22 protein-coding genes are annotated in these 25,603 nt (G+C 59.5%); 20 read left to right on the top strand and 2 right to left on the bottom strand.

The window, feature by feature from the left end:
• The first annotated feature begins 20 nt into the window (after window positions 1-20).
• The 4 genes from miaA to B3075_RS09470 all read left to right on the top strand — a co-directional run bounded on the left by miaA (window position 21) and on the right by B3075_RS09470 (window position 4,263).
• The gene (gene miaA / locus B3075_RS09485) at window positions 21-965 is read left to right on the top strand and encodes a tRNA (adenosine(37)-N6)-dimethylallyltransferase MiaA (protein ID WP_290489579.1); all 945 of its coding nucleotides are present in this window, start codon (window positions 21-23) and stop codon (window positions 963-965) included.
• Between the two features lie 276 nt (window positions 966-1,241).
• The gene (gene mnmA / locus B3075_RS09480; protein ID WP_094136978.1) at window positions 1,242-2,315 is read left to right on the top strand and encodes a tRNA 2-thiouridine(34) synthase MnmA; all 1,074 of its coding nucleotides are present in this window, start codon (window positions 1,242-1,244) and stop codon (window positions 2,313-2,315) included.
• Window positions 2,312-3,661, top strand: a complete 1,350-nt coding sequence (mnmE, locus tag B3075_RS09475; RefSeq protein ID WP_290489578.1) for a tRNA uridine-5-carboxymethylaminomethyl(34) synthesis GTPase MnmE — start codon at window positions 2,312-2,314, stop codon at window positions 3,659-3,661. Before mnmA ends, mnmE begins: the two co-directional genes overlap by 4 nt.
• A gap of 53 nt (window positions 3,662-3,714) precedes the next feature.
• Window positions 3,715-4,263, top strand: a complete 549-nt coding sequence (locus B3075_RS09470; protein ID WP_290489577.1) for an HNH endonuclease — start codon at window positions 3,715-3,717, stop codon at window positions 4,261-4,263.
• Window positions 4,264-4,269: 6 nt separating this feature from the next.
• On the opposite strand, the gene B3075_RS09465 is transcribed toward B3075_RS09470, so the two are convergent.
• On the bottom strand, window positions 4,270-4,932 hold the full coding sequence (locus tag B3075_RS09465) for a trimeric intracellular cation channel family protein (RefSeq protein WP_179218458.1): 663 nt from the start codon (window positions 4,930-4,932) through the stop codon (window positions 4,270-4,272).
• Window positions 4,933-4,984: 52 nt separating this feature from the next.
• Window positions 4,985-5,764 carry an MBL fold metallo-hydrolase gene (locus B3075_RS09460; RefSeq protein WP_094136803.1) on the bottom strand — a complete coding sequence of 260 codons (780 nt, stop codon included), beginning with the start codon at window positions 5,762-5,764 and terminating at the stop codon, window positions 4,985-4,987.
• A gap of 156 nt (window positions 5,765-5,920) precedes the next feature.
• On the opposite strand from B3075_RS09460, the gene B3075_RS09455 reads away from it, so the two are divergent.
• The 16 genes from B3075_RS09455 (at window position 5,921) to B3075_RS09380 (ending at window position 25,573) form a co-directional block, all read left to right on the top strand.
• Window positions 5,921-6,376: a division/cell wall cluster transcriptional repressor MraZ gene (locus B3075_RS09455; RefSeq protein ID WP_046437709.1), complete on the top strand. Its 456-nt coding sequence runs from the start codon at window positions 5,921-5,923 to the stop codon at window positions 6,374-6,376.
• 9 nt (window positions 6,377-6,385) lie between these two features.
• On the top strand, window positions 6,386-7,948 hold the full coding sequence (gene rsmH / locus B3075_RS09450) for a 16S rRNA (cytosine(1402)-N(4))-methyltransferase RsmH (protein WP_290489574.1): 1,563 nt from the start codon (window positions 6,386-6,388) through the stop codon (window positions 7,946-7,948).
• 22 nt (window positions 7,949-7,970) lie between these two features.
• Window positions 7,971-8,315: a hypothetical protein gene (locus B3075_RS09445; protein WP_046437711.1), complete on the top strand. Its 345-nt coding sequence runs from the start codon at window positions 7,971-7,973 to the stop codon at window positions 8,313-8,315.
• Between the two features lie 16 nt (window positions 8,316-8,331).
• Complete coding sequence (locus B3075_RS09440; RefSeq protein WP_290489571.1) at window positions 8,332-10,431, top strand: peptidoglycan D,D-transpeptidase FtsI family protein; 2,100 nt, start codon at window positions 8,332-8,334, stop codon at window positions 10,429-10,431.
• A gap of 7 nt (window positions 10,432-10,438) precedes the next feature.
• Window positions 10,439-11,944 (top strand): UDP-N-acetylmuramoyl-L-alanyl-D-glutamate--2,6-diaminopimelate ligase, encoded by a 1,506-nt coding sequence (locus tag B3075_RS09435; protein WP_094136801.1) that lies wholly within the window; start codon window positions 10,439-10,441, stop codon window positions 11,942-11,944.
• Between the two features lie 22 nt (window positions 11,945-11,966).
• Window positions 11,967-13,340, top strand: coding sequence for a UDP-N-acetylmuramoyl-tripeptide--D-alanyl-D-alanine ligase (locus B3075_RS09430; protein WP_290489569.1), 1,374 nt, complete (start codon window positions 11,967-11,969; stop codon window positions 13,338-13,340).
• Between the two features lie 5 nt (window positions 13,341-13,345).
• A complete protein-coding gene (gene mraY, locus B3075_RS09425) occupies window positions 13,346-14,449 on the top strand; it encodes a phospho-N-acetylmuramoyl-pentapeptide-transferase (RefSeq protein ID WP_290489567.1) in 1,104 nt (367 codons plus the stop codon).
• 12 nt (window positions 14,450-14,461) lie between these two features.
• Complete coding sequence (gene murD / locus B3075_RS09420; RefSeq protein WP_290489551.1) at window positions 14,462-15,772, top strand: UDP-N-acetylmuramoyl-L-alanine--D-glutamate ligase; 1,311 nt, start codon at window positions 14,462-14,464, stop codon at window positions 15,770-15,772.
• A gap of 23 nt (window positions 15,773-15,795) precedes the next feature.
• Window positions 15,796-16,596 (top strand): LysM peptidoglycan-binding domain-containing protein, encoded by an 801-nt coding sequence (locus B3075_RS09415; protein WP_290489549.1) that lies wholly within the window; start codon window positions 15,796-15,798, stop codon window positions 16,594-16,596.
• A gap of 24 nt (window positions 16,597-16,620) precedes the next feature.
• On the top strand, window positions 16,621-17,763 hold the full coding sequence (locus B3075_RS09410; protein WP_094136796.1) for an FtsW/RodA/SpoVE family cell cycle protein: 1,143 nt from the start codon (window positions 16,621-16,623) through the stop codon (window positions 17,761-17,763).
• Window positions 17,760-18,884, top strand: a complete 1,125-nt coding sequence (gene murG / locus B3075_RS09405; protein ID WP_290489546.1) for an undecaprenyldiphospho-muramoylpentapeptide beta-N-acetylglucosaminyltransferase — start codon at window positions 17,760-17,762, stop codon at window positions 18,882-18,884. The genes B3075_RS09410 and murG overlap by 4 nt, the downstream gene beginning before the upstream one ends.
• The gene (gene murC / locus B3075_RS09400; protein ID WP_290489545.1) at window positions 18,877-21,174 is read left to right on the top strand and encodes a UDP-N-acetylmuramate--L-alanine ligase; all 2,298 of its coding nucleotides are present in this window, start codon (window positions 18,877-18,879) and stop codon (window positions 21,172-21,174) included. The genes murG and murC overlap by 8 nt, the downstream gene beginning before the upstream one ends.
• A gap of 22 nt (window positions 21,175-21,196) precedes the next feature.
• The gene (locus tag B3075_RS09395) at window positions 21,197-22,132 is read left to right on the top strand and encodes a D-alanine--D-alanine ligase (protein WP_290489543.1); all 936 of its coding nucleotides are present in this window, start codon (window positions 21,197-21,199) and stop codon (window positions 22,130-22,132) included.
• Between the two features lie 44 nt (window positions 22,133-22,176).
• Window positions 22,177-23,127, top strand: a complete 951-nt coding sequence (locus B3075_RS09390) for a cell division protein FtsQ/DivIB (RefSeq protein WP_094136793.1) — start codon at window positions 22,177-22,179, stop codon at window positions 23,125-23,127.
• A 225-nt stretch (window positions 23,128-23,352) separates the two neighbouring features.
• Window positions 23,353-24,393, top strand: coding sequence for a recombinase RecA (gene recA / locus B3075_RS09385; protein ID WP_094136792.1), 1,041 nt, complete (start codon window positions 23,353-23,355; stop codon window positions 24,391-24,393).
• 160 nt (window positions 24,394-24,553) lie between these two features.
• Window positions 24,554-25,573: an N-acetylmuramoyl-L-alanine amidase family protein gene (locus B3075_RS09380; protein WP_179218453.1), complete on the top strand. Its 1,020-nt coding sequence runs from the start codon at window positions 24,554-24,556 to the stop codon at window positions 25,571-25,573.
• The last annotated feature ends 30 nt before the right edge of the window (window positions 25,574-25,603 follow it).

Below are 25,603 nucleotides of genomic sequence, written 5' to 3'. Positions count from 1 at the left end.
ATCCGTCATCACTCCATGTTATGATTGAACCTTTTCCACCCAATCAGGCAGCATTTCCCATGACCCTGTTCCTGGCAGGTCCCACCGGGTCGGGGAAATCCGCGGCAGCCGTGGAACTGGCGGAGATGCTGGACGCAGAAATTGTCAGTTCCGACGCTTACCAGGTGTACCGGGAAATGCCCATCCTGACGGCGGCGCCTTCCCCGGCGGACCGGGAACGGGTTCCCCACCACATGGTTTCCATTATTCCCGTCCAAAGGAACTGGAATGCCACGGAACACTACCACCGCGCCATGCGCTGCATGGAAGAAATCCGCGCACGCGGGAAAATAGCCATCGTCACGGGAGGTTCCGGCCTGTACTTTAAATTCCTCTCCCACGGCCTGTCGGAAGCGCCGCCGGGGGACGCTGCTCTCCGCGCCTCGTTCGCGGACTGTTCCACGGAAGCGCTATACGCCAGGCTTTCTTCTCTGGACCCGGAAGGAGCGGCCTCGACGGATGCCGCCAACCGGCGTTATGTGGAACGCAATCTGGAAATCGTCCTTGCCGGAGGGAAACCTCTTTCCTTCTGGAAGAGGAACTGGCTGGCCCCGCCACGCGGACCCGGCTGGGTCATCAGCAGGGATGTTCCTGAACTGGACGGAAGAATCGCCCGCCGTGCCGCACGCATGATGCAGGAGGGCGCGGTGGAGGAAGCGGCTTCCCTCGGCCCATGCTCCGCCACAGCGGAACGCACCTTGGGCCTGGCATTGATACGAAGCATGCTGCGCGGGGAAATCTCCCGTGAAAACTGCCAGATCCAGCTGGCACTCGCCACCCGGCAATACGCCAAACGGCAGCGCACCTGGCTGAAACGCGAACAATGGCTCCGGAAACTTCCGGCTTTCCCTTCCGACTCTCCCCGGGTTCTTGCAGAACGCATCATGAAGGAACTGGAATCTTCACCCTCTTTCATACGCCGTTAAATATCCGGAACCGTCCCACAGCGGGAAAAATCCAGACGCCATTCATAACGCACGCCACCACGAACCATGGGCACAGGATACGCATGGCAGATTGAGCTTACGCCGCCCGCTAAAAAGTCAAAGATCTGTCGAAAGCTCCGTTGAATAACCAAGCCAGGATGCCTGTCTTCCGCGCTTTTTGTCTTGGCTTACGGAAACATCTTTGGTTTACAGGGGCAGGCGGCAAAACTTTTCTCAAAGCGGTCCGCCCTATCACCCCATATTTTTTCCAGCATCGTGGCACGCATCCTTGTAGGCTTATCAGGCGGAGTGGACAGCTCCGTGGCAGCGGCTCTGCTCGTGGAGCAGGGTCATGACGTAGTGGGGGCCTACATGAAAAACTGGGTGAATGACGAAGGCATTCCCGGAGAATGCCCGTGGGAACAGGACATTCAGGACGCGCTGGCCGTCGCCAAAACAACAGGTATTGAATTCCGGGTCATCGACCTGGTGGACGAATACCGCGCCCGCATCGTGAATTATCTGATTGAAGGCTACCGCGCCGGATATACGCCCAACCCGGACGTATTGTGCAACCGGGAAATGAAGTTCGGCGTCTTCTTAGATTATGCCCTGGAACAGGGATTCGACTGCGTCGCCACCGGCCATTACGCCCGCAGGATGGACACGCCGCAAGGGGCTTTTATCCTGCGTGGGCGGGATCCGAACAAGGACCAGTCCTACTTCCTGTCCCTAATGCGCCCGGACCAGATAGCCCGCGCCGTATTTCCCCTTGGGGATCTGCTAAAACCGGAAGTGCGCGTTCTCGCGGAAAAATACGGGCTCCCCACGGCACGCAAGAAAGACAGCCAGGGCATCTGCTTCATCGGCCAAGTAAAAATGAGCGATTTCCTGCGCCACTACCTGCCGGACAAGCCCGGCAAAATCGTGGACACGGAAGGCAGGACGCTCGGCACGCACAACGGCCTGCATCTGTTCACCATGGGCCAGAGGAAAGGGCACGGCGTCGCCTCCCCGCGGGAGGGAGTCGCCTATGTGGTGGTGGGAAAGGACGTCCAGCGCAACCGCCTGATTCTGGGATATGAAGATGCGTCCACGCGGGGATTGTACGCGTCCCGCGCCGTGGTCGGCGGCATTTCCAACACGCTCGCCCCCCTGCCGGCCCGCGTCATGGCCCAGCCCCGCTACCGGGCCAAGGCGGAATGGGCATCCTGCGAATATCTGGAAGAAGGGAAAGTGCGCCTGGCCTTTGACACGCCCCTGCGGGCACTGGCCGTGGGACAGGTTTGCGCCTTTTACGATGGAGGCAAATTGCTCGGGGGCGGTTTTTTTGAATCCATAGAACCATGACTGACCCGGAACGCACCATAGCCGCGCAGGCCACCGCCGCAGGACAGGGAGCCATCGCCGTCATCCGCATGAGCGGCCCCGGCTGCATGGACATCCTGAAACAATGCACCCCCGCGGCTTTCACGGAACGCCTCCGGCCGCGCAGGGCGACGCTGGTCCGCATCCGGGACGCGGAAGGAGCCGCCATTGACCAGGCGCTTGTCACCTGGTTCCCCGCCCCTGCCAGCTATACGGGGGAAGACACCGCGGAAATCTCCTGCCATGGCGGCATGCTGGTGACGGACCGCCTGCTAAAACGCCTTTACCAATGCGGGGCCTCCCCTGCGGAACCGGGAGAGTTCACAAAAAGGGCCTTCCTGAACGGGCGCATGGACCTGACCCAGGCGGAAGCCGTGATGGATGTGATTTCCGCCGGTAGCGACCTAGCTCTGAAAGCCGCGCAAACCCAGCTGGACGGAGGCGTCGGCGCCCAGGTGGACGCACTGAAAGACAGCCTGGTTCATGTGCTGGCCCATATTGAAGCCTATATTGATTTTCCGGATGAAGACATTTCCCCGGACACCGCCTCCGATCTGCTGGCGCGCCTCCGGAACATGGAGGAAAAGCTTTCCGCCCTCCTCCGAACTGCCGAAGGCGGACGCCTGTTGCGGGAAGGCATCCGAACGGCGATCGCCGGACCTCCCAACGTGGGAAAATCCAGCCTGTTGAATACCCTGCTGGGGTATGACCGGGCCATTGTCAGCAATATTGCCGGAACCACGCGGGACACGGTGGAGGAATCCGTTCAACTGGCCGGGCTGGCCCTGCGGCTGATTGATACGGCAGGCATCCGCGAATCTTCCGACGTCATTGAACAGGCTGGCATTACCCGCACCAACAGGGCGCTTGAAGCCGCGGATCTGGTTCTGGAAGTAGCGGATGCCTCCATGCCCCGGGTAAAAGACCTCCCCTCCCCTGCTCTCACCGCCCCCCGGCTGCTTATTCTGAACAAGTGCGACCTCGGAATCCACCCGGACTGGGAGGCCGTGCCCGGCATCCGGTTTTCCTGCGCCACCGGGGAAGGAAGGAAAGAATTGGAGAAAGCCATTGTTCAGGCCTTTGCCTCCTCCCTGCCCGGTGAAACGGGCAGTTCCCTGGTAGCCATCAATGCCCGCCACCAGCATGAACTTGGCCTCTGCCGGGAGCATGTCCGGCTGGCTTCGGAATCCATTTCCCGCCAGGAAAGTCCTGAATTCACGGCCCTGGAACTGAGGGAGGCCCTGACGCACCTGGGGGAAATCACCGGAGCCGTGGATACGGAAGACGTGCTGGGCGCCATTTTTTCCTCCTTCTGCCTGGGGAAATAAAGCTCTGGAAAATCCGGACATCTGATTCAACAAACAGCTCTTATCTTTTTACCATGCCTCCTCCCGCCGTCAAATCCGTCCGCCAGATCATTTATTACCAATATGCCAAAATCATTGCCTCATCTTCCGGTTTTGGGAAGGCTCATTACGGCATGGTTATGAGCAAATGGAAAGAGCTTTGCGCAGGGACCATACATTGGTCTTCCTCCGTACGCGAATGGATCAGGGAAATGGAACATCCCGGGGAATGTATTTATTGCGGCGGAAAAAAGGATTTGACCACGGAGCATATCCTGCCGCGCAACTGCGGGGGAGAAGATACCACGGACAACGTCGTCAGAGTATGCAAGTCCTGCAATTCTTCCAAGGGGGGAAAACGGCTTTACGAATGGAAGGGATTAAAGGAAAAGGATAACCACCACCGTATCGCGGAAGGAAAATACCTGAAATACCTTTATTCCCTTCATGAAAAACGGGGAACCCTGGACGTAACAAATGTGCGGGAGCTGTGCCCGCATTGCAACATGCGCTCCTGCTGTGAACGGGACGGGTCAGTGGAGAAGCTTTCCGTTTACTGCATAGAAGGGTGCTTCCACAAGTAGAGCGCATTACCGCGCGCCGGGCTTCCCGGAAAAAATTTCCTTTTCCTCTTCCTCCAGAGCTTCCGGCTCCGCATCCGAGGTGAATAACGGAATGTAGGAAGGCAGGTTCCAGTTCCAGCGGATGGCCGCCAAACGCACGGAAAGCGTGACTATGAAACCAGCCACGAAGCAGGTGGAAGAATCAATTCCGGCATAGTAAAGCATGGCGTACGCCACGCCGCCCAGCAGAGCCGCGGTGGCATACAGTTCCCCGGGACGGAACACGTAGGGAACGTTGCCGGTAAGCACGTCGCGCAGCAGGCCTCCCGCCACGCCGGTACAAATGCCCATCATCACGGAAACAGTAGGCGTATAGCCGTGGAGATAGGATTTTTCCGTGCCAATCATGCCGAAAAGAGCCAGAACGATGGCATCCGCCACGCGGATAGTGCCCATGGGAGGCGGATATTTCTGGGCCACATAAAAGGTTGCCAGGCTGGTGACGACGGAGGCCAGAACAAAAATTTCCCCGGTGGGGAGCGTCCAATACACCGGTATGTCCAGCAGGATGTCGCGCACGGTTCCTCCGCCCAGAGCGGCCAGGGTGCCGCAGACAATCACGCCGAACAGGTCCATCTTCACCCGCGAGGAAGCGATGGAACCCGCCAGGGCTCCAATGATCGTGCTCATGATTTCACAGGTGGAGAGGAACATGGCGGGAGGAACAGGAAAAGAGGCGTATTCAGCAGACCCGTATCCACGGCAGGCAGGAGTCCTGGCTGGCGCAGAACAGGGAGGTGGAAGCCAGCCCCATGTCATGCAGGGTATCACGCATCAGGCTTTCTGCCAATGCCGGAGAATTGCTTTCTGCGCTCAGGTGAGCCAGCACCACGTTTTTCAGGGCGTCATGGGCAATCCGCCTCAGCAGGTCGCACGCCTGCTCATTGGACAGATGCCCGTGCGCGGAGGCGATGCGCTGTTTCAGCGGCCAGGGCCTCTTGGGAGTGGCCGCCAGCATGTCCGGATCATAGTTTGATTCCACCACCAGACTATCCACCATGGCAAGATATTCCGCGATGCAGCCGGGAGCCTGCCCCGTATCGGAAATAAAACCCAAACTGGACCGTTCCGTTTCAAATTTGAATCCCACCGGGTCCACGGCGTCATGGTAAGTGGGGAAGGGAGTAATGACGATATCCCCTATTTTGAAAGACTGGCCCTTTTCAAAATAGGCCCAGGGGGCCTCCGGCGCTTTTTCCTGGACGCACATGGCCGTATGGCGGGTGGCGTAAACACGCACGGCATGCTTTCTGGTGAACTGGTGCACGCCTTTCATGTGATCCGCGTGTTCGTGGGTGAGCAGAATGGCGGCCAGCTCATCCGGTTCCACGCCGGCGGACTTCATCTTGTCCCGCAGTCTGGCGGCGCTGAACCCGGCATCCACCAGCAGGACGGTTTCCCCCGCCCTGACAATGGTGGCATTTCCCCCGCTGCCGCTGCCCAACACGCAAAACTGCATCATGCGCGGAATATAATACCGCCCCCGGTGGGGAGCAAGACCGTATCCATGCTTTTTTCAGGATATGGGCATATGAAAAAATACTTTTTTCCAGTACGGGATTGACATTTCAGGTGCATTAAAGTGTATTGAAGTCACTACGTAGTGTACTTGCATGCGATGAGCAGTGTATCAGACAACCTTTTTGGTGCATACACGCACAAGCTGGACCCCAAAAACCGGATTGCCATTCCGGCAGAATGGAGGCCCTCCGAAGGTTGCGCCCTGCTCCTGTTATCCGGCCGGCGCCTTGATTTGCCGACCGTCAAAGCCTATACGCGGGAAAAATTCCAGCAGCTCATTGACAAGATAGAAGCAACTCCCGGCTATACGGAAGCGCAAATCGACCTGTTCATCGGCAAATTATATGCCAACTGTGTGGAAGCTGTCATCAACGCCCAAGGCAAGCTGCTGATACCCAAACAAATGTGCGAACACGCACAGCTCAGTTCTTCCGTCCGGCTCGCCGCACGGAGAGGATATTTTGAATTGTGGGAACCCTCTCTCTATGAAGAAGTTTCCCGGCGTGAGAACGCCAGCATCTCCGACATCAACCAATCCTACGGCATTCTCTGACTTTCCTTCATGCCACCAGATTCTTCCATTTCGCCCGATCCCCAGGCACGCCCCTGCGCAACGCTTGCATTGCGTCCGGGCTGGCTCGCTTCCGGCCTGGGCGTCGGCGCCAGAACCGGGCTGCATGCGGAACTCACGGCTTATTCCATCGTTTTCTGGGGGCACGACGCCCTTCCGGCGCAGGATATGGTTGCCTGGCAACAGGAAAAAGCACGCCTTATGGAGGAAATGTCCCTGGCCGGGCAAAAGGGTGCCTATGGCAAGCTGGGCGCATTGTCCTCCGACCTGAACCGGGCTTTTGACGACCATATTGAGCTTTCTTTACGCGCGGGCGCGGGTACGCACATCCGCACGGAGGAAGTGCAGGTCCTGGCAAACGGACTTGCGGAAGAAATGTCCTGCCGCGTACTGGCGTGGAGCGTCTGCCGCAACCATGTGCATGTGGTTGCGGAGCTGACGGAGGAGAAGGGAGTGGATGAACTGGTCTGCTCCTGGAAGGCGCTGGCCCCCTCCATGGACTGGGAAAACGCGTACCACACGGAAGCCCTGAAAGCCCGGGAAGCCGCGGCAAGGGCGGATGCCCTGATTTCCGAACTTGGGGATGACGCCGTTGCCGCTGTTGATGCGGAAGCGGACGGAACCGTCTCCGGAAACGGTTTCCGGCACATTACCGTTTTGCTGCATGAGACGGTGGACATGCTGAAAGCGGGCCCCGGCAAATTCATCGTGGACTGCACGCTTGGCGGCGGAGGCCACACGGAGCTTCTGCTGGAACAGGGCGCCACCGTCTGGGGCATTGACCGCGATGCGGATGCCCGCCGCGCCGCCATACTCAGGCTGGCGCGCTTCGGTTCCCGTTTCAAGGCGCTCGCCGGCAACTTCCAGGATGTGGAAAGCATTCTTTCCCAGCAGGGGGTTTCCCGGGTGGACGGGCTGCTGGCGGATCTGGGCGTTTCCTCCCACCAGCTTGACACCGCCTCCCGCGGTTTTTCTTTTCGGGAAGACGGCCCTCTGGACATGCGGATGGATACCCGCGCCGCCTTTTCCGCCCGGAACCTGGTGAATGAGGCCCCGGAAGAAGAAATCGCAGCCATTCTCTGGCAATTCGGAGAGGAACGCGCTTCCCGCGCCATTGCCCGCGCCATTGGGAAAGCCCGCGCCCAGGCCCCCATCACCACTACCGCACAGCTTGCCCGCATCGTGGAATCCGTCCTGCCGCGCAAAGGAAGGCAGCACCCCGGCACCCGCACGTTCCAGGCCCTGAGAATAGCCGTCAACGGCGAGCTGGATGCTCTGGACGCCCTGCTGGATTCCTCCGTGCGTCTGCTCGGGCAGGGAGGCCGCATGGCCGTCATCACCTTCCACAGTCTGGAAGACCGCCGGGTCAAGCAGTTCTTTGAGCTGCGGAGCCGTCCGGAAATAGACCGCCCGGAATGGCCGGCTCCCCGGCCCAACCCGGATTACTGCTTCCGCCCGCTTTCCCGCAAGCCCGTCACTGCGGGAGAAGAAGAACTTTCAACCAACCCCCGTTCCCGCAGCGCCAAGTTGCGCGGCGTGGAAAAAATCATCTGACTATCTCTCTTTCCCCACCGCCATGAAAAGATTCAAACAGCGTTTCACCGGCCACCAGATCAGCGTGAGCATGATCATGTGGCTCATTGCCTTCGCCTCCCTTACCTGCGGAGCGGGCATCACTTATGCCGTTCTGAAAAACGACCAGATCCAGGTCGCGCGCGACATCAAGCAGATGAATGAAGAGATCGCCTCCTGCGAACTCACAAAGGAATATTACCGCTCCAAGACTTCCTCCCTGACCAGCCGCTGGGCCATCCGCGACAGGCTGGCTCAGGACAAGTCCAATCTACAGCCTATCGAGCCCTCAGCCGTAGAATACATTTCTTCCGAAAACGCCTCCCGAATCGCCGCGGCAGGCCATTAAACGCGTTGAGCCGTTCATGATCACGATCACGAAGTCCAGATTCGCCAGAAGAAGCCTCGTCCTGTGCGGCGTGGCGGGCGCGGCGGTCATCTGGCTGATGTTATCGCTGGTCAATCTTCAGCTGGTTTCCCCCCGGAAAACGAGCGGCGTTTCCAGCGGCGGCATTATTGAACGGGAGGTTCTGTTGCCCCAGCGCGGACGCATCATGGACGCCAATGAGGAAATCCTCACCAGCAACATGCAGAGTTCCGAGCTGATTGCGGACGGCTATCACCTGAACGATCCCAAAACCATCAGCTGGGCTCTGGCCTATTCCAAGGCCGTCCATTCCCCCTTCTGGGAGAAAGCCGCAACGGATAAGGAAAAGGAAAAGCTCGTTTCCGGCTTCCGCAGCAAGATTCTGGGGCAGGCCGCCAGTAAAAAGGATGGCAGTAAGGAACACAACCTGGCGAAAATCCTGCTGGAAGAGCCTGAAAACGGACCGGAAGGGGTGGACATGGCCAGGAAAAAGCTGGAAGAGCTTTATGAGCCGGAAATGGTGAAAGAATACGTGCAGGCGCACCTGGAATACGCCGCCAAAGTGATTGCCCCCTTCCTGCCGGACATGAATGTGCAGGATATCATCAATACGGTGGAAAAAGACGGGGCGATTCCCAAGAAGCGCATCGTCATTGCCAAAAACCTGTCTGAGGAAAAAGCGGAACTGCTGCGGCAGGCTATCCAGAACGCCCGCGTCCAGGGGTTCCGTTTTGAGACCTCCTCCAAACGCGTTTATTCCGTGCCGGAATGCATGGTGCATATTCTGGGCTACATCGCCCAGACGAAGGACAGCGGCCCCCGGCCCGTGGCCCTTTCCGGCCTGGAAAAACAGCTGGACGACCAGCTGCTGGGCCACAACGGCATCAGGGAGTACCGGAAAGACAGCCGCGGACGCATCATTCCCTCCGCGGATTCCCGCTTCAAGGATGCCGTTGACGGGCTGAACGTGCGCCTGACGGTAAACATGGAGTACCAGACGATTGTGGAGGAGGAGCTGGACGCCGCCATCTCTTTTTACACGGACCAGACCCACAAACCCCGCGGCTGCATTATTGTGGTGGAACCCAAGACCGGAAGCATTCTGGCGATGGCCAGCCGGCCCCACTATAATTTAAATACGCGCGAGGGCCTTCAGGAAGGCGCCTACCATTTCGCCGTGCAGTCCCTGTACGAACCCGGCTCCACTTTTAAAATCGTTTCCGTCACATCCGCCGTGGACAGCGGAAAGGCCACGTTTGACACCATGATCAACTGCACCCCCTATCCGGTGCCCGGTTCCCGTCCCGTCACGGACGCCCCCCGTTCCTATGGCGGTCTGACCGTAGCGGGCGTGCTGAAAAAATCCAGCAACCCGGGCGCTTTCCGCATTGCGCTGAAATCGGGCTGGCCCACGTATAAAAAATACTTTGACCTGTACGGATTTTCCTCCAAAACGGGCATCGACCTGCCGGGGGAAACCAACAGCCAGTGCCAGGACGGAAGCAACTTCGTCAACTTTTCCCGCATCAGCTTCGGCTATTCCCTGATGGTCTCCCCCCTGCAGGTCGCCATGGCTTACGCCGCCATCGCCAATGACGGCGTGCGCATGCGCCCCCGGCTGGTTGACGGCATTTACGTGGATGACAAGAACTTCCAGCCTTCCCCTCCCGTGGAAGTCTGCCGGGTCATGAGCGTCAAGACGGCCCGTGACCTTCGGAACGCCCTGTTCCACGTCACGGATCTGGACGGGACCGCCAAAAGAGCGCGGATTGAAGGCTACAACGTGGGAGGCAAAACCGGAACCGCCCACAAGGTGAAGCCTACAGGCGGCTACTTTGAAAACCGTTACACCGTCTCCTTCGTAGGAATGCTCCCGGTGGAGGACCCGGCCTTCGTCTGCCTCGTCGTCATTGACGACCCCACTTCCAAGCATTGCCACCCCGGAGGCGGCACCGTATGCGCCCCGGTCTTCCAGAAGCTGGCCACCCGCCTGGCGGCCGCCATGAACATCCCCAAAAATTCCCCTTCCGCGGAGACCAATAAAAAAGCCTCCCGAACCCAGACCTCTTCTACTCCATCCAAACCGCCGCGCAGATAATCCCGTCATGAAGCTACTTACCTTACTCAAAGACCTTCCCTCCCATACGCTCACCGGCTCCCCCCAGGTGAAAATTTCACATCTGGAATGCGATAGCCGGCGCATTCTGCCCGGCTCCTGCTACATTGCCCTGAAGGGGACCCGGGCGGACGGCCACGAATTCATCCCGGAAGCCATTCGCCGCGGGGCCTGTGCCGTCGTCGCGGAAATGCCCTGCACGCAGGAAGCCAGGGAGGCAGGAGTCAGCTGGGTGGAAGTAAACGATTCCCGTCTGGCCGTCAGCCTGATGGGCGCGGTCTGGAACGGGCGCCCCTCCCGCCACATGACCATGATCGGCGTGACGGGAACGAACGGAAAAACCACAACGGCCTACATTGCCCATTCCCTGCTCAAGCAGTCTTGGCTGCGCGCGGGGCTGATCGGCACCATCGCCTATGACAACGGGGAGGAAATCATCCCTTCCACCCATACCACGCCCGGACCGCTGGAACTGGAACACCTGCTGAAGGAAATGTATGAAAACGGCTGCCGCGGCGTCTCCATGGAGGTTTCCTCCCACGCGCTGGATCAGGAACGCGTGGCCGGCATCAATTTCAACGTGGGCATTTTCACCAATCTGACCCAGGACCACCTGGATTACCACCATACCATGGAGAATTATTTCCAGGCCAAGGCGAAATTGTTCGAACAGATGGCGCAGGACACCGGATCCCGGAGAAAACCCGTGGCCGTCATCAACATCGACGACGCCTACGGCCGCCGGCTGGCGGAAATGTTTTCCGGCCGCATGACCGTAAAGACCTACGGGTCCGCCCTGGGGGCGGATTTCCGCATGCTGGTGCACCACGCCACCGCCAAAGGCAGCGAGTACGAACTGGAATACAAAGGGAAAAGCTATCTGGTCCGCGTTCCCCTGATCGGCAAGTTCAACATGTACAACAGTTTGGCCGCGCTGGCCGCCGTCATTTGCGCCGGCATCCCCGTGCGGGACGCTATTGCGAACCTTCAGAATATTCCGCAGGTTCCCGGCAGGCTGGAACTATTCACCCACCCCGGAGGAGCCCAGATTTTCATTGACTACGCCCACACGCCGGACGCTCTGGAAAACGTCTGCAAGACGCTCAAGGAACTGTGCTCCCGCCGCCTGATTACCGTATTCGGCTGCGGAGGGGACCGGGACAGGGGAAAACGCCCGCTGATGGGAGCCGCAGCCGCGCGCCTGTCGGACGCCTGCATCGTCACCTCCGACAATCCCAGAAGCGAGGAACCCCTCTCCATCATCAACCAGATTGCGGCGGGCATGCCGGAAGGCAGATACGCCATCATTCCGGACCGCGCCAGGGCTATTGCCACGGCCATCGACCAGGCCCGCCTGGGGGACATCGTCCTCATTGCGGGCAAGGGCCATGAAAATTACCAGGAGCTTTCCACCGGCCGCATTGATTTCAGCGACGCCAAGGAAGTGCGCCGCAACATGTTCATCAAGGAACGGGAAGAATTCCCCCAGGCATAACACGTTATTCCATCTTTCTTTCATGATTTCCCTCACGGCACACGGCATCAGCAACGTCATCGGCGGAAAACTGGTCAACGGCCCCTTCGACAGGGTCGCTTCCGGAGGCGTGTGCACGGACAGCCGCCATCTGCCCCCACATGCCGTTTTCTTCGCGCTGGGGGGAGAAAAATTTGACGGCAACCTGTTTGCGCCGGAGGCATCCCGCACTGCGGCCGCCGTCGTCGTCAGCCGTGTGGAAGAAGGCATGGATCCCTCCTGCGCCGTCATTCTGGTGGAGGACACGCTGAAAGCCCTTCAGAAGCTGGCCGCCTGGTGGCGTTCCGGGCTGCCCCTCACCGTCATCGGCCTGACCGGTTCCAACGGAAAAACCTCCACCAAGGACCTGACGGCTTCCATTCTTTCACAGGGGCTCCGCACCATCGCCACGCAGGGCAACCTGAACAACCACATCGGCGTTCCCCTCAGCATCCTCCGCGCCGCGCCGTCGGACGAAGCCGCCGTGTGGGAAATGGGCATGAACCACTCCGGGGAACTGGCCCCCCTGTGTGAGATGACGCGCCCGAAAATCGGCATCATCACCAGCATCGGCACTTCCCACCTGGAATACCTGGGCTCCCGGGAAAACATCGCCCGGGAAAAATGCACGCTGGCACGCTGCCTGCCGGAAGACGGCTTCATGATTTTTCCGGCGGACTGCGATTATGCGGATATGATCCGTCAATCCACCCACGCCGCCTGTATTGACTGCGGCATTGGCGCCGGAACCGTTCGCGCGGAAAATCCCGTCTCCACGGAAAAAGGGACACGCTTCACCCTTTCCATTCCGAATTTCTGCCGGGAAGAGGTGGAATTGCCCGTCCACGGGCGGCACATGGTAACCAACGCGCTTCTGGCCGCCGCCGCCGGCTGGGTGGCAGGTCTTGCGAAAGAGCAAATCGCCTCCGGTCTCACCCAGGCGCGGCTCACGAACGGAAGGCTTCACTGCGCCCGGATCAACGGCATTCTGGTAGTGGATGACACCTACAACGCCAACCCGGATTCCATGCAGGCCGCCCTGCGCACTTTAGCAGAGCTTTCCTGCGCCGGCAGACGCTTTGCGGTGCTGGGCAAAATGGGGGAACTGGGCGTGTTTTCCGAGGAAGGGCATGTTCTGGTGGGCCGCACGGCGGAAGAGCTCCGTCTTGACTGCGTCGTCAGCGTGGGAACGGACGCCGCCCGGATTACGGACGCTATTTCTCCCAATTCATTCACTCAACGCCTGAACTTCAGCTCCGCGGAGGAAGCGGCCGAATGGCTCCGCGGCCATACGGCGCAGGGAGACGTCGTCCTCTTCAAAGGTAGCCGTTTTACCCGGATGGAGCAAGTCATGAACCTCACCTTTCCGCCACAGTAAATTGTATGCATTCCCTCATTGAACAGTTCAGCCCCTCGGGGGCATTTGCAGGACCGGCAGGGAGAGCCCTTCTGGCCTGCCTGGTTTCTTTTGTCCTGACGATGATCTTCGCCCCACGGGTCGTCCGGGAGCTGATTTCCCTGAAAATCGGCCAGCCCATCAGGACGGCGGAAGAGGTGCACAAACTGGCGGAACTCCACGGGGCCAAGGCGGGAACGCCCACCATGGGCGGCGTGCTGATCGTGGGTTCCATGACGGTGGCCACCCTCTTGTTCGCCAGAATGGGCAATCCTTTTATCATCGCCTGCCTGATCGTCACCCTGTCGCTGGGCCTGCTGGGATTCCGGGACGATTACCTGAAGGTGGCGAAAAAAACCTCGGACGGCATTTCCGCACGTAAAAAACTCCTCGTCCAGTTCCTGGCCGGCCTGGCCGGCGTCACCTTCCTGTACCTGTACCCGGAAGGCAGCCCCCGGGTGGAACTCCACGACTACATATCCTCCCTGTTCATTCCGTTCTACGGCCAGGTGAACCTGCCATGGTTCGTTTACATTCCCTTTGGCGTCGTGGTGGTCATGTCCGCCTCCAATGCGGTGAACCTGACGGACGGCCTGGACGGCCTCGCCTCCGGCTGCTCCGTCGCCACGGGCATCTCCTACGCCATCATTGCCGCCCTTTGCGGAAGCTGGCTGACGGCGGATTCCCTGGACATCCCCTTCCATCCCGGCGCGGGAGAAATCAGCGTCTTCATGATGGCCCTGGTAGGGGCCTGCCTGGGCTTCCTGTGGCACAACTGCTACCCGGCCAGGGTATTTATGGGAGACACCGGTTCCCTGGCCCTGGGCGGCGCGTTCGGCATGGCTGCCGTCTGCACGGCGCAGGAGCTTCTCTTTATCGTCATCGGGGGCGTCTTCGTCATGGAAGCCGTGTCCGTCGTCCTGCAGGTGGGCAGCTACAAGCTGCGCCACGGCAAACGCATCTTCGCCATGGCCCCCATCCACCACCATTTTGAACTCAAGGGCTGGAAGGAAACGCAGGTGATTGCCCGCTTCTGGATGATCAGCCTCCTGTTGGCTTTCCTGGGCCTTTTCCTGATAACCACCGCCTGACAAACCACGAACATGCAGCTCAATAACCTCAACATCGCCGTTCTGGGAGCGGGAAGAAGCGGACGCGCCGCGGCGCGCCTCGCCATGAAGCATGGCGCACGGGTATGCGTGTTTGACGCTTCCGCCTCCATTGGCGGATGGCCGGAAGACATTCCCCTGCATACCGCCGCCACGGAAGAAGACGGGCGCGCCTTCCACGCGGACCTTGTAGTCATCTCCCCCGGCATTGAGACGGACAGCCCCTTTGTCAAATCCTTTAGCCGGGAAGGCGTGGAAACCATCGGTGAAATGGAGCTGGCATGCCGCTTTTACCATGGCCGCATCATCGCCATCACCGGAACCAACGGAAAAACCACCACCACATCCCTGGTGGAAAAGATTTTGCTGCGCGCCGGAAAGACCGCCGTTGCCTGCGGCAATTACGGCGTGCCGATGGCGGAAATCCTGCTCCGGGATTCCGTGCCGGACGTGCTGGCGCTGGAGGTCAGCTCCTTCCAGCTGGAAACCATCCGCGATTTTCATCCGGACGTGGCCGTATGGCTCAATTTTGCGCCGGACCACATGGACCGCTACAAATCCGTGGAGGATTACCACCGCGCCAAACTCCATATCTTTGACAACCAGACGGGACAAGACCTGGCCGTCGTTCGCTCCGGAGAACGGCTTCCACAGCTGAAAGCCTCCGTGCTCACCTTCAGTCCGGAAGATCCGGCGGCTGACCTTTATTACCGCGAACCGTTGATCATGGAGGGCGGCGCCCCCCTGCTGAACCTGGAAGGGACCGCCCTGAACCAGCGCCATAATGCGGAAAACGCCATGGCCGCCGTCCTGGCATGCCGCCACCTGGGCATTCCCGCAGAAACAGCCGCAGAAGTATTGAAGGAGTTCACGCCCCCCGGCCACCGCTGCGAAACCGTCCGAACACTGGACGGCGTGCTGTGGCTGAACGATTCCAAAGCCACGAATCTGCATGCGCTGGAAGCGGCTCTGAAATCACAGCATTCCCCCGTCATTCTGATTGCCGGAGGCAAGGACAAGGGGCTGGATTACGTGCCCCTGCAGCCCATGCTGAAAGAAAAAGTGCGCGCCTGCGTGGTATTCGGCCAGATTGCGGACCAGCTCCAGCATGCTTTTTCCCCCGCAGTCCCCACGGAAAAAGCCGCAGATGTAGAAGCCTGTGTGGCAAAGGCCCGCTCTCTCGCCCGGCCGGGAGACACCGTCCTCTTCTCCCCCGGCACTTCTTCCTTTGACATGTTCACCGGGTATGTCCAGCGCGGCCAGGCCTTCCGGGACGCGGTGAACGCCCTCTCCCCCCTTTCCTGACAATTCACCAGAAAACGACCATCATGAAAACGACCAAGACACCTGATCATAATCCGACCGGACGCACCCGTCCGAAACGCAAAATGGGCACCGTACTCCGGGCCAAACTCAGCAAATACCGCGCACGCGTCTCCGAATTTGAAGACGATGCGCCCAGCAGCACCGTCGTGCGCTGGCTCGTCGTCCTTCTTCTTCTTCACCTTCTCGTCATCGGCGGCGTTTACGTCCGCAGCACCTGGTTCAGAAACACGACGGAAACCGTAGAAATGGCGGCCGCCCTGCCCGCGCCGCCCACCGTCCCGCAACGCCCCGCTCCCGCAGCGCCCCCGGCAGCCCTGCCCCAGGTTCCCCAGGCCCAACCCGCGGCCCCGGTCACCATCACGCAGCCGGAACAGGTAGTGGACGCACGCCCCAACAGGCAGCCGGCCCCCGTGGCGGAGGAACACATTCCGGATGCGGCTCCGGTGGCAGGTCCTGCGCGCCACATCGTGCGCACGGGAGATACCTGGGAACGCGTCGCGCGTGACAACCAGGTGGCCGTCAATGACCTGAAAGCCGTCAATCCCAAAGTGCAGCGCCTTGTCAGCGGAAGCACGCTCGTCATCCCGGCACGGCCCGGAGACAAACTTGAACCGGAAAAACCCGCCGCGGAGGAAATGGAGCCGGAAGGCGTGCCCCACATCGTGAAGAAAGGGGAAACCCTCTCCGTAATCGCCCGCAAATATAAAATGAACTGGCGCGCCCTCCAGAAATTCAACAAGATGAATGACCGGGACGTAGCGCGTCTCAAGATTGGGCAAAAAATCATGATCCCCAAAAAGTAGGCCTCTTCCTGCCCTTCCGCCGCCATGTCTTCCAAAGTCTGCATGATTCTGGTCTGGTTCTTCGTCATCTGCCTTCTGGTCGTAGGCCTGGTGATGGTATCCAGCACGGCGGCGTGGGCGGAAGAAACCAAGCACCCGTACGAACCCCTGTTCAAGCAGACCGCCTTTGCCTGCGCCGGTCTGGTGGGAGCCATGATTCTTTCCCGTATAGATTACCGGATATGGAGGAAATATATCTGGTGGATTCTTGGAGGGGCCTGCTTTCTGCTGGTTCTGTGCTATGTGCCCGGCATCGGGAAGGAAATCAACGGGGAACGCCGCTGGATCACCATCGGCATGCAGTTCCAGCCCAGCGAATGCGCCAAACTCTGCATGATGATGGCCCTGGCCAACTGGCTGGCCCTGTACCGGGACCGCACCACCTCTTTCTGGTGGGGGTTTGTGATGCCCGGCCTTATCTTCGGCCTTCCTCTTGCCCTGATTCTCTTTGAAAAGGACATGGGGACCTCCGTAGCCCTGGCCCTGGCCGCGTTCTGCGTCATGTTTGTGGCCGGGACGCGCAAAATTTACCTGGGCGGAGCTTTCGCCCTGGCCGGAACGGCCCTGTACGTTCTGGTGCAGAGCAACGCCAATCGCCTGGAACGTTTCCTGGCCTGGAAAGACCTGGACGCCCACCGCCTGGGCGCCGGCCTCCAGCAATACCGGGCTTCCATTGCCCTGTCCCGTGGAGGGCTGGACGGGGTGGGCCTGGGAAACAGCGCGGAAAAGCACGGCACGCTTCCCTTTGCTCATACGGACTTCATTTTCGCGCCGCTGGGAGAGGAATTCGGTTTTTACGGGACCATGTTCGTCCTGCTTTGCTATTTCCTGATGACGTATGCCGGCATCGGCGTAGCCATGCAGTGCCGGGACGCCTACGGACGGTTTCTGGCCGTGGGGATCGTCGCCACCATTTTCTGTCCCGCCATCCTGAACATCGCCGTGGTAACCAACGCCGTGCCCAACTCCGGCCTGCCTCTGCCCTTCATCAGCTTCGGGGGCACCAACCTGGTTTTTACGCTGGCTGCCCTGGGCATGCTTACCAGCATCCAGAGATTTTCCACCGGAGCCCAGCCCAATTGTGAAATCACCCGCAAAGACGAACGCTCCATTGACGTAAGATTATGACTGAACCCTCTCTCAAACATCCCCCCCTGAACATCGTGATCGCCTGCGGCGGCACGGGAGGGCACCTTTTTCCCGGCATAGCCGTAGCCCAGGAATTTAAAAAGCGCGGTCATCGCGTCACGCTCCTCATCTCCCAGAAGAAAGTGGACGCTCAGGCCAGCAAAAATTACGGAAATCTTGATTTCCGCACCATTGAGGCCATCGCGATGCCCAAAATCCCATCCCTGGCCCTGCTGGGCTTCGGCATCAGGCTGTATCAGGCCGTCCGTTTCAGCCGCAGTCTTCTGGATGAGGTGGAAGCGGACGTCGTCATCGGCATGGGGGGGTTCACTTCATTCCCTCCCGTTTACGCCGCCCACCGCAAGGGAATCCGCACCTACGTGCACGATTCCAACGCGCTGCCCGGAAAGGCCAACCGCATGACCGCCAAATTCTGCACGAACGTGCTGCTGGGCATTGAAGAAGCCGGGCACTACTTCAATCCCGCCAAATGCATTGTCACCGGCACCCCGGTACGCCAGGAAATGGTGGCCCGGAAAGACAAAAACGAATCCAGGGCGGAACTCAATCTGCCCCGGGACCGCCGCGTGGCCCTGGTGATGGGCGGTTCCCAGGGGGCCAGGAATCTGAACTCCCTGGTCATTGAAGCCGCCCGTCAATGCGCAGACCTGTGCGACTTCCTCATCATCACCGGCTCCGCGGACTTTGCGCGCGTCAGCCAGCTGACGGCGGACATGCCCCACGTGCACGTCATTGAATTCTGTTCCGCCATGGCTGCCGCGTACGCCGCAGCGGATGTGGTCATTTCCCGTTCCGGGGCATCCAGCCTGACGGAACTGGCCCATATGGGGAAGGCCGCCCTGCTGGTTCCCTACCCCTTCGCCGCAGACGATCACCAGGCGCACAATGCACGCGTTTTCGCGGCCCACGGAGCGGCGCGCATGATGCGTGAAAACACCCTCACGCCGGACGATATTACGGCCTTTCTGAATGAAGTACTCAAGGATTCTTCCCTGCTGGCCTCCATGAATGAATGTGCTTTACGTCTGGACATGCCTGATGCAGTATCCCGCATCGCCAACGTCATTGAACATACGTCCCATGCAGCCCCCCATGATTGAGACCTTACGCAAACGACTGACAGACAGGGAACACCCGGCACGCCTCCATCTCATTGGAGTAGCCGGGTCAGGCATGTCCGGCCTGGCGCTCATGCTGATGGAAATGGGGCACCGGGTGAGCGGCTGCGACCGGGTGACCAGCGCGGAGACCGAACGGCTCCAAAGCCTGGGACTGTCTTTTTCCTGCCCGCATTCCGCAGACGCCGTTTCCGATGCGGAAATTGTCATTTATTCCAGCGCCATCCGGGCGGACAATCCGGCCCTGGCGGCAGCGCGCAAGCTGAATATTCCCTGCATGCGCCGCGCGGAATGCCTGGCGGCCATTCTGAACGGGAAGAAAGGAGTCGTGGTCTCCGGCACGCATGGGAAAACCACCACTTCAGCCCTCTGCGCGCACCTGATGAGGGAAGGCCGCATGCGCCCGTGCCACTATGTGGGGGCGGAAATTCCCGTGCTGGGAACCAACGCCCACTGGAATGAAGACAGCGAATACCTGGTGGCGGAAGGGGACGAAAGCGACGGCACGCTGGTCAATTACATTCCGGAACACAGCATTGTCCTCAACATTGAACCGGAACACCTGGACCACTACAGGGATCTGGATGAAATCAAAGCCGTGTTCGACCAGCTTTGTTCGCAGACGCGCGGCAAGATTATCTATTGCCGCGCGCATCCCGGCGCTGCGGATGTCTGCGCCAAATACCCCAATTCCATTTCCTACGGCTGGTCCGATGCGGACTATACCGCTACGGACGTGCAGGAACGCCGCGGCCGCACCCTGTTCACCGTATTGAAGGGGAAAGAGGAACTGGGCCGCGTGGAACTGGGCATCCCCGGACGCCACAATGTCCTGAATTCCCTGGCCGCGATTGCGCTGGCAACGGAACTGGGCGTGGATTTCCCGGCGGTGACGCGGGGCCTGGCCTCCTTCGCGGGAGCCAAACGGCGCTTTGAAACCAAATATCTTTCCACCTCCATCCGGATTGTGGACGACTACGGCCACCACCCCACGGAGATAGCCGCCACGCTCCAAACTGCCCGTTCCCTCCAGCCGAACCGTCTGGTAGTTTACTTCCAGCCGCACCGCTACACGCGCACGCAGCTCCTGGCGGATGACTTCGGCAAGGTGCTTCAGGAAGCGGACCTCGTTTTTGTGGCGGACGTGTATCCCGCCAGCGAACTGCCCATTGAAGGGGTAAGCGGGCAGACGATCATTAACGCCATGCACAGGCACGGCCCTGTGGAAACCCGTTACCTTCCCGACCTGGGCACAGCCCACCATGCCATCGGCAACGAACTGAAACCGGGAGACCTGTTCCTGACGCTGGGAGCCGGGAACGTTCATGAATGCGGCATGCGCATTGCGCGCGACCTGGCCCTGCTGGAAGACCTGGAACGCACTGCGGGCGGCTCTCTGGAAGGCAAGCTGTACGAACCCATGTCACGCCATACGACCATGGGGGTAGGCGGCTGCGCCCAATACTGGCTGGAACCTTCCACCTTCTCCGGAATGCAGGCTGCCGTCAATTATTGCCGGGACAGGAATATCCCCGTACACGTCATTGGCCGCGGCTCCAACATCATTGTCAGGGACGGAGGCCTGCGCGGCGCCGTCATCCACCCCTCCGGGGGAGAATTCGATGTGCTGGAAATCCAGGGGAACCGCCTCACCGCCGGAGCGGGCGTGCGGCTGAAAAAACTGGTTTCCGCCGCTGTCCAGAATGGCCTTGGCGGCCTGGAATGGATGGACGGCATCCCCGGCAACGTGGGGGGAAGCCTCCGCATGAACGCCGGAGCCATGGGCACGGACATGGTCAACAACCTCGTCTCCGTCACCTGTCTGGATGAAGACGGGGAAATCCGCAGCCATACAAGGGAAGAATTGAACGCCCAGTACCGTTCCATTCCGGACCTGGTTCACAACTTTGTGCTTCAGGCCGTGTTTGAGGCGCGGCCCGCCCCTGCGGAAGAAATGGAACGGCTTCTGGAAGCGGCGCGGGCCAAGCGGAAGCTTTCCCAGCCCGTCGGGGCCAGCGCCGGCTGCATCTTCAAAAACCCGCCGGAAATCCCGGCAGGCAGGCTCATTGATGAACTGGGGCTGAAAAGCGCCTGCGTGGGAGACGCCTGCGTATCAGACGTGCACGCCAATTTTATCATCAACCGGGGTCATGCCAGAGCGAGGGACATCACCATCCTGATCGACATGATCCGCAAGGAGGCTATGGAAAACCGCGGCATCGGCCTGAAATCGGAAGCCCAGGTCATCGGAGACCGGGACCCCCAGTTTTAACCCACTCACTATTTATTCCCATATGAACACTCTCAAGCGCGACCTCAAAATCGCCCTCCTGCTCGGCGGCCCGGGGGCAGAACGGGAAGTATCCCTCGTTTCCGGCAACTCCGTTTATGACGCCCTGTGCCGGGCCGGATTCACCGATGTAACGAAGGTGGACGTGCACGGCCCGGATTTCCGGCTGCCGGAAGGCACGGAGCTGGCCTACAACATTATCCACGGCACGTTCGGCGAGGACGGAACCCTTCAGGCTATTCTGGAAGAACGCGGCATTCCGTACACAGGGGCCGGCTCCCGTTCCAGCGCCCTGTGCTTTGACAAATCCGCATCCAAGAAAGTATTTCTGGATGCGGGGGTTCCTACACCGCAAGCGGAAATTCTGGACTGTTCCAACGGCATCGTGATGCCGTCCCTTCCCCTGCCCTTCGTCATTAAGCCTCCCTGTGAGGGCTCCAGCGTAGGAGTCCACATCGTCCGCAGGCAGGAGGATGTGCTCCCCGCCATGGAGGAAGCCGTAACCCACGGCACCACCGTATTGGTGGAAGAGTTCATTCAAGGCAAGGAACTGACGGTCGGCATCCTGGACGGGAAAGCCCTTCCTGTCATTCATATCTGCCCCCGCTCCGGCTTCTACGACCTGAGCAACAAATACCCGTGGATGAATATGGGCGGCGGCACGGATTATATCTGCCCGGCGGATCTCCCGGAAGAAACCGCCGCCAAGGTGCAGGAAGCGGCCCTGAAAGCCTACAAGGCCGCCGGCGTGGAAGTGTACGGCCGCGTGGACGTCCTGCTGCGCGAAGAAGACGGCGCCCCCTTCGTGCTGGAAATCAACACCATTCCCGGCATGACCCCTTCCAGCCTGCTTCCCAAGGCTGCGGCGGCCTCCGGATGGCCCTACGAAAACCTTTGCGAAAAAATAGCGGAATTATCGCTAGCCACCCCCCGTAAATAACGTAATATCTGACAGAGGGCGGGGAGTCGCCCCCGCACCCCCCGATGTCGCACAAAGCCACAACGCCAGTCCCCCGTTCCGCCAAAAGGCCGGAAATGCTTCTTCTGGAACGGGAGGCCAGAAGAGAGACCATCGAACGCAAGGGCAAAAACTACCGTTTTTGGCTCTTCCGGCGTAAGCTGTACCACACTGTCACCGTTTATGCGCTTATTTTCGGCCTGATCGGGGCGATCGTTTTTCTCTGGAAAGATTATATCCTCAAATACGACTGGCTTTCCATCGACACCGTCACCCTGAAAAGCAACGGCATTTTCAACTCTGAACAGGCCTTTTCCGTCATGGGCATAGGTCCGCAGGACAATATTTTTTCCATAGACGCCGAAGAGCTGGAACAGCGCCTGGAAAAATGTCCCGCCATCCGCCGGGCTTCCGTCAAGCGCCAGATATCCTCCAACCCCACGCTGCTGGTGGACATTGACGCGCGCATCCCCGTAGCCTGGATTGACTGCCCGGAACTCGGAATTCACCCGGGAGACGCCAAATACGGCGCTTTGGCAGACAAGGAAGGCGTTATCTTCCCCTGCATGGAGCAAGTCCACATGCCTTATATCCGGGAAAAGCGCATGCCTTCCGTGACGCTCAGGCCGCCCAGTTCCGGCAAACTCAGCTATGGCGTCAGCATCCGGGAACTGGAAGCGCCCATGAAACTGATTGAGCTGCTTTCCGGCACAGTAACGGAATACCTCCCCAGCATCGTCTCCATCACGACGCCCAACGACTGGTCTTTCTGTGTGCGTTTTACCAATGACTGCCAGGCTACTTTCAGCCACTACGGCCTGGAACACCAGGTGGAAAAATTGTCCCGCGCCCTCCGGCACGCACGCCAGACGCACCGTAAAATCAGTTCCATCAACCTGATTCCGGAGCACAACATTCCCGTCATCTTTGACGATTCCTATGAAGATATTCCCCTCGCGGAGCCGATTGCAGAATAATGCTGCCCGGACGCTCTCCGGAAAAGACGGGTTCTTCCCCGGTTCCAGACTTCTTTTCCTCTCCCGTTTCCCGGTTTTCCCTAATTTTCAGCCGAACGGGACACCCGGTTTTCACAAGATTCTCCCCATGTCAGAATTCTGTTCTTTCTCAATGGGGAATGCGTCTGTGAAGACCTACAGAACACTTGCCAATAAAGCTGTGCCGACTATACTGTGCCACAATATATGAGCAACGAAACACCTTTATCCCCCGAAGCGGAAAAACTGGCGGCAGCCCGCAAGCGCAACCTTGACCTGGCCCTCTCCCAAATCCAGAAAGACTTCGGCGAAAACGCCATTATGCGCCTTGGAGACAACGCCAAAATGGAAGTGGACGTCATTCCCACGGGCAACCTCCTGATTGACCGCGCCCTGGGTGTGGGCGGCTTTGCCCGCGGCCGGATTGTGGAAATCTACGGCCCGGAATCCTCCGGTAAAACCACACTGACCCTGACGGCTATCGCTCAGGCCCAGAAATCCGGAGGCCTGGCTGCGTTCATTGACGTGGAACACGCGCTGGATCCCCAGTATGCCGCCCGCCTGGGAGTGAACCTGGACGACCTGCTGGTTTCCCAGCCAAGCTCCGGCGAAGAAGCCCTGCAAATCTGCGAGGCTCTTGTCCGCTCCAACGCCATTGACGTCATCGTGGTGGACTCCGTGGCCGCACTGGTCACCAAGCAGGAGCTGGAAGGAGAAATCGGGGATTCCACGGTAGGAGCCCAGGCCCGTTTGATGTCCGCCGCCCTCCGCAAGCTCACCAGCTTCATCTCCAAGGCCCGCACCGTCTGCATCTTCACCAACCAGATCCGTGAAAAAATCGGCGTTATGTTCGGCAGTCCGGAAACCACCCCCGGCGGCCGCGCCCTGAAATTCTACGCCTCCGTACGCGTGGACATCCGCCGCACCGGCCAGATCAAGGGCAGCGACGGCGTTGTGGCCGGAAACCGCACCAAAATCAAGGTAGTCAAGAACAAGGTAGCCCCTCCCTTCACGGAATGCGAATTCGACATCATGTACAATGAAGGCATCTCCTCCGTGGGCAGCCTGCTGGACCTGGCGATGGAATATGACATCATCCAGAAGCGCGGTTCCTGGATCAGCTATAACGGCAGCCAGATCGCCCAGGGCCGCGACGCCGCCAAGGAAGCCCTCAAATCCAACCAGGAGCTGTACGCGGAAATTGAAGAACAGGTCAAGGCCAAAATGGACGAGAAGACCGCCAAATAATCCCGCCTGTTCCCGCCCCCTCACCGCCATTCCAGGGCGGCTCCCCCTCCCGGGAGCCGCTTTTTTTCTTTCCGGAAACAGAAGCGCAAAAGAATCTTTCATGGGAACTTTTCCCTTGTGCGTCATGAAAAATCCGTTAGTCTGGATGCGATATCTTCCTATGTATCCGACCTCTCGCACATCATTTGCAGCCGTGCTCGGCGTTGTGGGCATGTTTCTGCTGACGTTGTCCACGGCCTTCGGATGGAATCCGGAAATCATTAATGGAGTGCAGTATATTCCGATGTCCGAGGTGCGCACCCATTACAAACTGACCAGGGAACGCACGGAAGGGCGTCAAAAAGTTTACGAGGTGCCGGAAAAGGTTCAAATCCGTATCCAGGCGCGCAGCCAGGATATGTTCATGAACAACATGAAGTTCGTGCTGTCCTATCCTGTGGCTGACCATCCCTCCAAGGGGTTGATGGTTTCCAATATGGACCTGCACAAAATCATTGATCCGGTTCTGCGTCCCACTTACATCGCCAACCGCCGCAGTTTCAACACAGTAGTCATTGATCCCGGCCACGGCGGACATGACAGCGGCACGCGCAACCGCATCAACAGGGAAGCGGATATCAACCTCTCCGTGGGCAAAAAACTGCGCGATCGCCTCAAAGCCATGGGCTACCAGGTGGTGATGACCCGTGACACGGACAACTTCATTGCCCTCCAGGACCGCGTCCGCATTGCCAACAGGCACAACAACGCCATCTTCATCAGCATCCACTTCAATGACGGGGGCTCCTCTGCCCGCGGGGTGGAAACCTTCACGCTGGCGCCTGCGGGCACTTCCTCCTCCATGTCCCGCAATATCCGCCACGACGCTCTGCAAGGCAACGCCCAGGACAGCATGAACATCGCCCTGGCTACAGCCGTTCAGGGGCACATGCTGAAAGGGCCTCTTGCCATCAAGGAGGGTATTTCCATGGTGGACCGCGGCATCAAGCGCGCGCGCTATTCCGTGCTCTGCACCATCAAGCATCCCGCCATTCTGGTGGAAGGCGGTTTCATGTCCAACCCGCAGGAGGCCCTGCTTATCGCCACGGAGCGCTATCAGAATTTCATGGCCTCTTCCCTGGCCGCCGCCGTGCATCAATACCGCACCGCCCTTGGCCAGCAAGTGCGCAGAACGCGCTGAGTTCCCTAACTGTCCCGGGGCCTCCCTTCA

The sequence above is a fragment of the Akkermansia sp. UBA7090 genome, assembly GCF_002493465.1.
Lineage (GTDB): Bacteria > Verrucomicrobiota > Verrucomicrobiia > Verrucomicrobiales > Akkermansiaceae > Akkermansia > Akkermansia muciniphila_A.
The sequence above is the reverse complement of the archived record's forward strand: the minus strand, read 5'-3'. Positions and strand labels throughout refer to the sequence as shown.

Coding starts and splice junctions, on each gene's coding strand:
- miaA (WP_290489579.1), top strand. CDS start 21: ATGATTGAACCTTTTCCACCCAATCAGGCAGCATTTCCCATGACCCTG.
- mnmE (WP_290489578.1), top strand. CDS start 2,312: ATGACTGACCCGGAACGCACCATAGCCGCGCAGGCCACCGCCGCAGGA.
- B3075_RS09470 (WP_290489577.1), top strand. CDS start 3,715: ATGCCTCCTCCCGCCGTCAAATCCGTCCGCCAGATCATTTATTACCAA.
- B3075_RS09465 (WP_179218458.1), bottom strand. CDS start 4,932: ATGAGCACGATCATTGGAGCCCTGGCGGGTTCCATCGCTTCCTCGCGG.
- B3075_RS09460 (WP_094136803.1), bottom strand. CDS start 5,764: ATGATGCAGTTTTGCGTGTTGGGCAGCGGCAGCGGGGGAAATGCCACC.
- B3075_RS09455 (WP_046437709.1), top strand. CDS start 5,921: ATGAGCAGTGTATCAGACAACCTTTTTGGTGCATACACGCACAAGCTG.
- rsmH (WP_290489574.1), top strand. CDS start 6,386: ATGCCACCAGATTCTTCCATTTCGCCCGATCCCCAGGCACGCCCCTGC.
- B3075_RS09445 (WP_046437711.1), top strand. CDS start 7,971: ATGAAAAGATTCAAACAGCGTTTCACCGGCCACCAGATCAGCGTGAGC.
- B3075_RS09440 (WP_290489571.1), top strand. CDS start 8,332: ATGATCACGATCACGAAGTCCAGATTCGCCAGAAGAAGCCTCGTCCTG.
- B3075_RS09435 (WP_094136801.1), top strand. CDS start 10,439: ATGAAGCTACTTACCTTACTCAAAGACCTTCCCTCCCATACGCTCACC.
- B3075_RS09430 (WP_290489569.1), top strand. CDS start 11,967: ATGATTTCCCTCACGGCACACGGCATCAGCAACGTCATCGGCGGAAAA.
- mraY (WP_290489567.1), top strand. CDS start 13,346: ATGCATTCCCTCATTGAACAGTTCAGCCCCTCGGGGGCATTTGCAGGA.
- murD (WP_290489551.1), top strand. CDS start 14,462: ATGCAGCTCAATAACCTCAACATCGCCGTTCTGGGAGCGGGAAGAAGC.
- B3075_RS09415 (WP_290489549.1), top strand. CDS start 15,796: ATGAAAACGACCAAGACACCTGATCATAATCCGACCGGACGCACCCGT.
- B3075_RS09410 (WP_094136796.1), top strand. CDS start 16,621: ATGTCTTCCAAAGTCTGCATGATTCTGGTCTGGTTCTTCGTCATCTGC.
- murG (WP_290489546.1), top strand. CDS start 17,760: ATGACTGAACCCTCTCTCAAACATCCCCCCCTGAACATCGTGATCGCC.
- murC (WP_290489545.1), top strand. CDS start 18,877: ATGATTGAGACCTTACGCAAACGACTGACAGACAGGGAACACCCGGCA.
- B3075_RS09395 (WP_290489543.1), top strand. CDS start 21,197: ATGAACACTCTCAAGCGCGACCTCAAAATCGCCCTCCTGCTCGGCGGC.
- B3075_RS09390 (WP_094136793.1), top strand. CDS start 22,177: ATGTCGCACAAAGCCACAACGCCAGTCCCCCGTTCCGCCAAAAGGCCG.
- recA (WP_094136792.1), top strand. CDS start 23,353: ATGAGCAACGAAACACCTTTATCCCCCGAAGCGGAAAAACTGGCGGCA.
- B3075_RS09380 (WP_179218453.1), top strand. CDS start 24,554: ATGTATCCGACCTCTCGCACATCATTTGCAGCCGTGCTCGGCGTTGTG.